The organism is Actinoallomurus rhizosphaericola (assembly GCF_024055675.1).
Taxonomy (GTDB): domain Bacteria; phylum Actinomycetota; class Actinomycetes; order Streptosporangiales; family Streptosporangiaceae; genus Actinoallomurus; species Actinoallomurus soli.
Genome location: NZ_JAMXMW010000042.1, coordinates 1 through 6,931 on the forward strand (window position 1 = coordinate 1; position 6,931 = coordinate 6,931).

Annotated in this window: 5 protein-coding genes and 2 pseudogenes; 3 read left to right on the forward strand and 4 right to left on the reverse strand. The window is 66.8% G+C overall.

From position 1 onward, the window contains the following. Window positions 1–950 precede the first annotated feature (950 nt). Entirely contained in the window at window positions 951–1,559 is a 609-nt protein-coding gene (locus NE234_RS43880) for a hypothetical protein (protein ID WP_252787111.1), read from the forward strand. A gap of 593 nt (window positions 1,560–2,152) precedes the next feature. Here the strand turns inward: NE234_RS43880 and NE234_RS43885 are convergent. The 4 genes and pseudogenes from NE234_RS43885 to NE234_RS43900 all read right to left on the reverse strand — a co-directional run. Further along, a pseudogene (locus tag NE234_RS43885) lies at window positions 2,153–2,839 on the reverse strand (IS3 family transposase); the annotation flags it as partial. An 88-nt stretch (window positions 2,840–2,927) separates the two neighbouring features. Continuing rightward, a complete protein-coding gene (locus tag NE234_RS43890; RefSeq protein ID WP_256530343.1) occupies window positions 2,928–3,575 on the reverse strand; it encodes a non-oxidative hydroxyarylic acid decarboxylases subunit B in 648 nt (215 codons plus the stop codon). After that, window positions 3,572–4,030, reverse strand: a complete 459-nt coding sequence (locus tag NE234_RS43895) for a pyridoxamine 5'-phosphate oxidase family protein (RefSeq protein WP_252787114.1) — start codon at window positions 4,028–4,030, stop codon at window positions 3,572–3,574. Before NE234_RS43895 ends, NE234_RS43890 begins: the two co-directional genes overlap by 4 nt. Before the next feature lie 70 nt (window positions 4,031–4,100). Beyond that, on the reverse strand, window positions 4,101–5,540 hold the full coding sequence (locus NE234_RS43900; RefSeq protein ID WP_252787115.1) for a UbiD family decarboxylase: 1,440 nt from the start codon (window positions 5,538–5,540) through the stop codon (window positions 4,101–4,103). A gap of 85 nt (window positions 5,541–5,625) precedes the next feature. Between NE234_RS43900 and NE234_RS43905 the strand changes: the two genes are divergently transcribed. Together NE234_RS43905 and NE234_RS46290 are read left to right on the forward strand one after the other, a co-directional pair. After that, complete coding sequence (locus tag NE234_RS43905) at window positions 5,626–6,573, forward strand: Lrp/AsnC family transcriptional regulator (protein ID WP_252787116.1); 948 nt, start codon at window positions 5,626–5,628, stop codon at window positions 6,571–6,573. A 12-nt stretch (window positions 6,574–6,585) separates the two neighbouring features. After that, window positions 6,586–6,807: pseudogene (locus NE234_RS46290) on the forward strand (transposase); the annotation flags it as partial. Window positions 6,808–6,931: the final 124 nt, after the last annotated feature.

A 6,931-nucleotide genomic window follows, 5' to 3' on the forward strand; every position in this document is an offset into this window, starting at 1 on the left:
CTACGTGGCCAAACGCCAGACCGAAGGCAAGACCCGCCGCGAAGCAATCCGCTGCCTCAAACGCTACGTCGCCCGCGAGATCTACCAGATCATCACCAGACCCGACCCCCAAGCCCGCACACAACAAGCCGTCGCTTGACATCCATAGGGGCATCAAGCTCGCCGTCCGCTACGAGGCCACCATCCACATCACCGCCATCAACGAATGGCTCCACTCACTTCGAGACAGGCCCTAGAGGCCTGACGTGTTTCGTAACGACTTTCGGGAGGCGCCATGTCACAGCCGGTCGTTGGCTCCTGCGGTACCCGCGGGGGCCGAATTCCCTCGCAAAACACCGGGTGACCCGCAACGTACTGTTCGGCCGCCCACCGGCAGCGGGCCCGGATGCGCGGCAGGATCGTGACGAAACCGAAGCCTGCGGCGGAGCGGGAGGCCCCCCATCTGACGGAAGCGCAGCTGCTGGCCTGACGCGGCCTGCTGACGTGTAGGCGATGTTGTCCCCGGGGGCGAGCGGCGGCCGGCGCAGGCGATGGACGTGCACTTCCGGGGGTGTGCACAGGTTGTTTCCTGATCGGCCGTCCGAAGCCGACGTCGCGAGACTGAACACATTGTGGCGTCGCGTCTTCAGGACCTGCCCGGCACGCCGGAGTGAGCTGATACGCGATTCGCAACCGGATCACCTGTTGACTGATCAACGTAAAGCGATGTTGAATGCAAACGCGACACACGGCCGACGGAACACATCCGGAAGCAGGGAGAGGCCACAAGTGACGGGCGTTCACGTACCACCCGAGAAGTTGGTCGCACGGCTGGCCAACGCCGTCGGTACGGAGTTCGTCCGCAGGTCGGCGCGCTTATCGCAAAACATGAGGAGGTGCAGGTAAATTCGGCGCACTTGACAGCAAGTCCAAAGACGTATTTGCGCCAGCGCCTCCCGAGAGGATCAGAGATGGCGCTAGCGCAGGTTAGGCCTCCCGATAAAAAGGAGATGGAGTTCGTGAAAATTTCCCGTAAGGCTGCCGTAATGACTATCGCCGCGTTCGTTGGTCTGACGGTTCCAGCTGTGCCGGCAGGCGCGGCGACGTCTGCGAGCGCGACCACCGGAATCGTCAACGTTCAGGGCACCAAGCACGTGGTGCCAGCGAGCCTCGCACACCGCATCAATTCGGGTGACTGGCGTGGGCTGAGCACCGCCGACCTGGCCAGGGCGGGCATCCACCCGAACATGCCGTTTCCAGACGGTACGAAGATCCAGGTGAGGACCGGTGGAGTTCACACCGACGCCGGCTCAAACTGCGTCGGAAGCGTGTGCACCTACGTTTTCGGCAACGGACTGTATGTCTCGAACTGGGACACCAGCGCCATGAACGCCAACGGTGCGTGCACCTACGCCGTATACATGGTAGCCGGTTCTGTGGTGGCCACCAGCAATACGGTCTGCACCGCAGGACAATTGTATGTTTACGCGAATCCGTATCACGATTTCGGCAACTATGCCGCACTATGCAACGCTTGGACGTACCTGCCGGGCGAGCCATGCGAGATCGTTCATTCATAAACCGGTCCTAGCGTCCGGAGGCGTCATGTCTGGCTCGACGCCTCGGGCTCGAAGGTCCTCGGCCGTCATGCCTCCCCTGCCGCCCGGATCATCGACTGACCGGCCAGATCCGGGTACCCGTTCATCGGAATGGCTTCCTCACAGCGCCTGCAGCATGGACGCCATACGGGTATGGACACGTTCGAACGCGCGGCGCCTCCTGCGGTTAACCATGCTCGACCACCCCTTACGTCGGCTCGGTCGTATCCGTCACGAGCGTACGGTCCTCCGCAAGCTCGGCGGCCCACCCTCTGCGAGATGGGGCCGCCGAGCTCGCACCCAGCGTGGGCGATCGCTTGGCAGTGAAAGGTCCGCTGGAGGATGAGGTGGCGCTAACTCCGAGCCGGAGGCACGGGCGTCGTCGTGAGGCGGGGCCTGGAGGAAGCCGAGGCGAAACTCTGCGTTGACGTGCGCGATCGCGGAGGCGACGACTGCTGCTGTGAATCCCCCCGGGTTCTATGGAGACCTCAGTGGTTGGCTCCAACCGCGCGCGGGGCTGGTGCTGAGCGTAGCTGGACCGCCCCGGCGAAGCTGGAGGCCGGATCGCTTGGTTCTCAGCCGGCCAGGGGTGTAGCCCCGCGTGACCGGTGGAACGCTTCCTCGTATTCGCGCGGGAGAATGTTCCCGCAATAATAATGCATCCTTTCGGTGTTGTGCCATGCCACCCATTCCATAGTGGCTATCGCCACATCCATGACGTCTCTCCAGTCGCCACGGAAATCGATGAGCCCTTTCTTGTAGAGACTGTTGAGCGATTCAGCGGCGGCATTGTCGTAGGAATCTCCCTTGCTGCCGACCGAGCCGGCGGCACCGATCTGGTCCAGGCGCTCGGCGTACCGGATCGAGGTATATTGCACACCGCGATCACTATGATGAACCAGGCGGTCGCCAATGCCGCCACGCGACCAGATCGCCATTTCCAGCGCGTCCAGCGCCAGATCCGCACCCAGATGATCGGCCACCTGCCACCCGACGATCACCCGGGAGAACAAATCCTGCGCGAACGCGGCATAAACCCACCCGGCAGTGGTGTCGACATAGGTGATGTCCGCGGCCCAGCGGCGATGCGGAGCGTCCGCGGTGAAGTCTCGTTCCAGCAGGTCACCTGGCCGATCGGCACCCGCCACCGTGGTCCGGGGCCGTTTGCGGGCCGCGCATACTCCGGCAATGCCCAATTCGCGCATCAGCCGTTCCACCGTGCACCGGGCGACCTCGACACTTTCGCGTGAGACGGCGGCGGAGAGGTCGGGGTACCGGGAAAGCGGTCGAGGAGCGCGTGGTGGATCAGTCCGTGCTGAATCTCCTGCGGCAGGTTCTGCGCGCCCGGGGTCATGACCGACGGGTTCCGCTGGTCACCGGGCCGTCGGGGTCGATGACCGCGGGGGGTGGAGGAGGGGGCTGGTGGCGTGCGTGGTTCAAGCCGTGCCAGCGGCGGGCGGCGGGCGCGGGGAGGTCGAACTGGTCGAGGATCCTGGCCACGGTGTGGTCGACGAGGTCGTCGATGCTCTGGGGTTTGTTGTAGAAGGCGGGCATCGGGGGGAGGATCTGGACGCCCATGCGACTGAGGGCCAGCATGTTGTCCAGATGGATCTCGCTGAGCGGCGTCTCCCGGGGGACCAGGACCAGGCGGCGGCGCTCCTTCAGGACGACGTCGGCCGCCCTGGTGATGAGGTTGTCGGCGTAGCCGGTGCGGATCGCGGCGAGTGTTTTCATGCTGCACGGCACGACGACCATGCCGTCGGTTCGGAACGAACCGGACGACAGGACCGAGCCCTGTTCGCCGGGCTTGTGGTGGACGTCGGCCAGGTCGATGACCTGTCGTACGGTGTGAGCGGTCTCCAGTTCGATGGTGGTACGGGCCCAAGCGCTCAGGATGAGGTGGCTCTCGACCTGAGGGATGTCGCGCAGCGCCTCCAACAGCCGCACGCCGAAGGGTGCGCCGGTGGCCCCGGACATTCCAACGATGATGCGGGTCATGCGGGGCCTTTCCGCTGGAGCGTGGTGAGGACGTTGGCGTTGAGCCGCCAGTGTTCGAGTTCGGCGAGGTGCGCGGTCGTACGGAACCCAAGCGGGCTCAGGGGGATGCCCAGGCTGTCGCGTTTGTGGTGTGTGACGGTGAACACGCAGCCCAGGACATCCCCGACGGCCAGCGACCGGACCATCAGGAGTTTGAGGTGATGGCAGACCGTCCTGTCCACGGCTAGCAACGCGGCGTGCGGGTGCCGTCGCAGGTTGGCCCGGGTGCCGGGACTCGCCACGACCGCGAACAGCGCCGTCCGATCGGCAGCCGGTTCGAGCTCGGCACGAGACAGCAACGCCGTGTGCGGGTAGCCGTTCTCGTCCACGGTGAGCAGCGGAAACGCCTGCTCGTCGGCGTCAACCGGCGGCCCGCCCGCCAGCAGACGGGCCACGTCTTCGGACACGTTCGTCACGCCGTCCTCCTTATCGGCAGGGTTCCGCCGGCACTGGACCTTCGGTGGCGAGTGGCGGGTGAGGGAGGGGTCAGAGGGGAAGGGTGGCCTTCCAGCGCTCGCGGAGCTGGGCGCGGTATGCCTCGTCGACCCGGTTGGCACGTGGGTACTGGTCCTTCCAGGGGAACGGCTTGCAGGCGTCGATGAGCACGATTCCCATGGACAGGTCGCCTGCCGCCCGCTTGGCCGGCGACAGACGGGGGTCGATGGCGGTCGTCGGCGAACGCAGGACGTGGATCGACTCCGACGGGTCCACACGGGTGAACATCGCCCACAGCACGTGGTTGACGTCGGTGATGTCGATGTCCTCGTCGACCACGACGAAGTAGCGCTCCATGCCGCCGGTGCGCTTGCGCCCGGCGGCGGCCAGCAGCGCGTGCATGGCGTCACCCGCACCGGTCTGCTCGATGGAGATGACCATCATGAGCTGCCGGGCATAGCCCCACACGCCGCGGATGTTTTGGACCCCGGCCTGCTCGAGGTGGTCCCAGGTGACGGTGGAGGAGTAGAGCGGCACCGCTTGGTCGCCCGCCGGGATGGTCGGAAGCATGGGCGGCGCGCCGAGGATGATCGGGTCGTCACGGTGCAGGATTTGCCGCACCCGCACCACGGTCTCCTGGCCGCTGTGAGTGTAGTAGCCCGTCCACTCCCCGAAAGGACCCTCCAGGACCGACTCCTCCTCCAGTGGTGGCATCTCGCCCACGATCACGATCTCCGCGTCCGCCGGGACGGGCAGGTCGGTGCCGGGCGCGTGCAGCACCTCGACGCCCTCACCCCGCAGGCCACCGGCCAGGTCGTACTCCGACACCCCGGCAGGAGCGGCCATCGCGGCGGCGGTCGACAGGATCGGGTCCTGCCCCACGACGACAGCGATCGGGCAGGCCTGACCGCGGTCCCAGTACTTGTGAGCGATCGCCCGCGCGTGCCGGTTGCCCAGCATCCACAGAGACAGCCGGTCCTTGCCCTGGACACAGGCCCGATAGGTGCCCACGTTGACCCAGCCGCTGTCAGGATCGCGAGTGATGACCATGCAGGCGGTGCCGATGTAGCGGCCACCGTCGCCGTCGTGCCAGCGCGGCGTCGGGAAGCTCGTCAGGTCGACGGCGTCGCCTTCCAGCACATTCTCCAGGACCCGCCCGGTGGCGACCTCGACCGGCGAGACGAGCCGCAGGTCGCGACTCATGTCCTTCCAGGCCCGGACGATGTCCAGCTTCGGCGTGTCGGCGGGCAGGCCCAGCGCCACGGCGCAGCGGGCCGCGGTGCCCATGAAGTTGGTGAACACCCGGAAGCCGGTCGGGTAGCCGGGGATGTCATCGAAGAGCAGCGCCGGCCCCTCACGCTCGGCCAGCAGCTCGGTGATGGCACCGATCTCCAGGTCCCAGTCAGCCCCCTCGACGCGGCGTACCTCGTCCTCGCCCAGGGTCTCGGTCAGGTGCTCGATGTACTGCCGAAGATCACGAAATGCGGTCATGCCCCAACTCTGCGGTCGGACCTCGCCGACGCTCCAGCCGCCGCCTCATACCCGCCGATTTTCGACGCTGCATACGCTGACGACCGTGGAAATCCTCGACCTTCAGCTCGTTCACGCCCTCTACGTCGACGGTCGCGCGTCCTTCCGTCGGATCGCCGGAGTGCTCGACGTCTCCGAGCAGACGGTTGCCCGCCGCTACCGGAGGCTCCGCGAGACCGGGGCGGTCCGGGTCGTGGGCCGCCTCGATTCCCGCTACCTGGGGCACGTCGAGGAGTGGGTGATGCGGTTGCGGTGCGCCCCACGCGCCACACTCCCGGTCGCCCAGGCCCTCGCCCGGCGGTCCGACGCCTACCGGATTCGCCTGGCCTCCGGCGGCACCGAGATCGTCTGCCACATACAGACGCCCGACCAGCGGGCCCGCGATAAGTTCCTGCTGGACGAACTCCCCGCTACCCGCCAGGTGACCTCGATCGCCGCACACCAGGTGCTGCGCCTGTTCCGCGGCGGCACGGCCGCCTGGCACGCGCCGATCTCCTCGCTGACTCCCGAGCAGGTCGCCCGGCTCACCCCGCCGCCATCGGACCCGGAACCCTTTGACCTCGACGACGGCGACCGGCTGCTGCTGAGCGAGTTGGCCCACGACGGCCGCATGCACCATGCCGCGCTGTCCGCGAGCACCGGCTGGCACGAGTCGACCGTCCGCCGCCGCATCGCCCGCCTGAGAGCCAGCGGAGCCCTCTACTTCGGCGTCGACTTCGACGAGCATCTGCTGGGCTACTCCAGCCACACCATCCTGTGGATCTCCGTCAACCCGGCCGCCCTCGACGCTGCGGGAACCGCCCTCGCCCGGCATCCCCAGATCGCCTACGCCGCCGCCACGACCGGTCCCACCAACCTCATGGCCACCGCCTTCTGCACCGGCTCGGATACCCTCTACGACTTCATCACCGGCCATGTCGGCTCCCTTCCCGGTATCCAGACCATCCAGACCGCCCCCGTCCTGCGCATCGTCAAACGCGCCGCACTCACCTGATGACCGTTCACCTACGTCGCCGTGGGCATCAACTGCCACGGCGAACGCGACGTGCTGGGCCTGTGGATGGGCACCGGCGGCGAAGGCGCCAAGCACTGGATGGGCGTGCTGGCCGAGCTGAAGAACCGCGGCATCGCCGATGTGTGCATCGCCTGCTGCGACGGGCTGAAGGGCCTGCCCGAGGCGATCAACCAGATCTGGCCCCAGGCCACCGTCCAGCAATGCGTCGTGCATCGTGGCCGCCAAGAATCAACATGCTGGTTTTCCGGGGCCGGGATGCTCTGGTGGTGTGTCGGTCGAGGCGAGGAGGTCGGCGGCCGAGGCGTAGCGGTGGTCGGCGGGGGTGATGGCGGGGTGG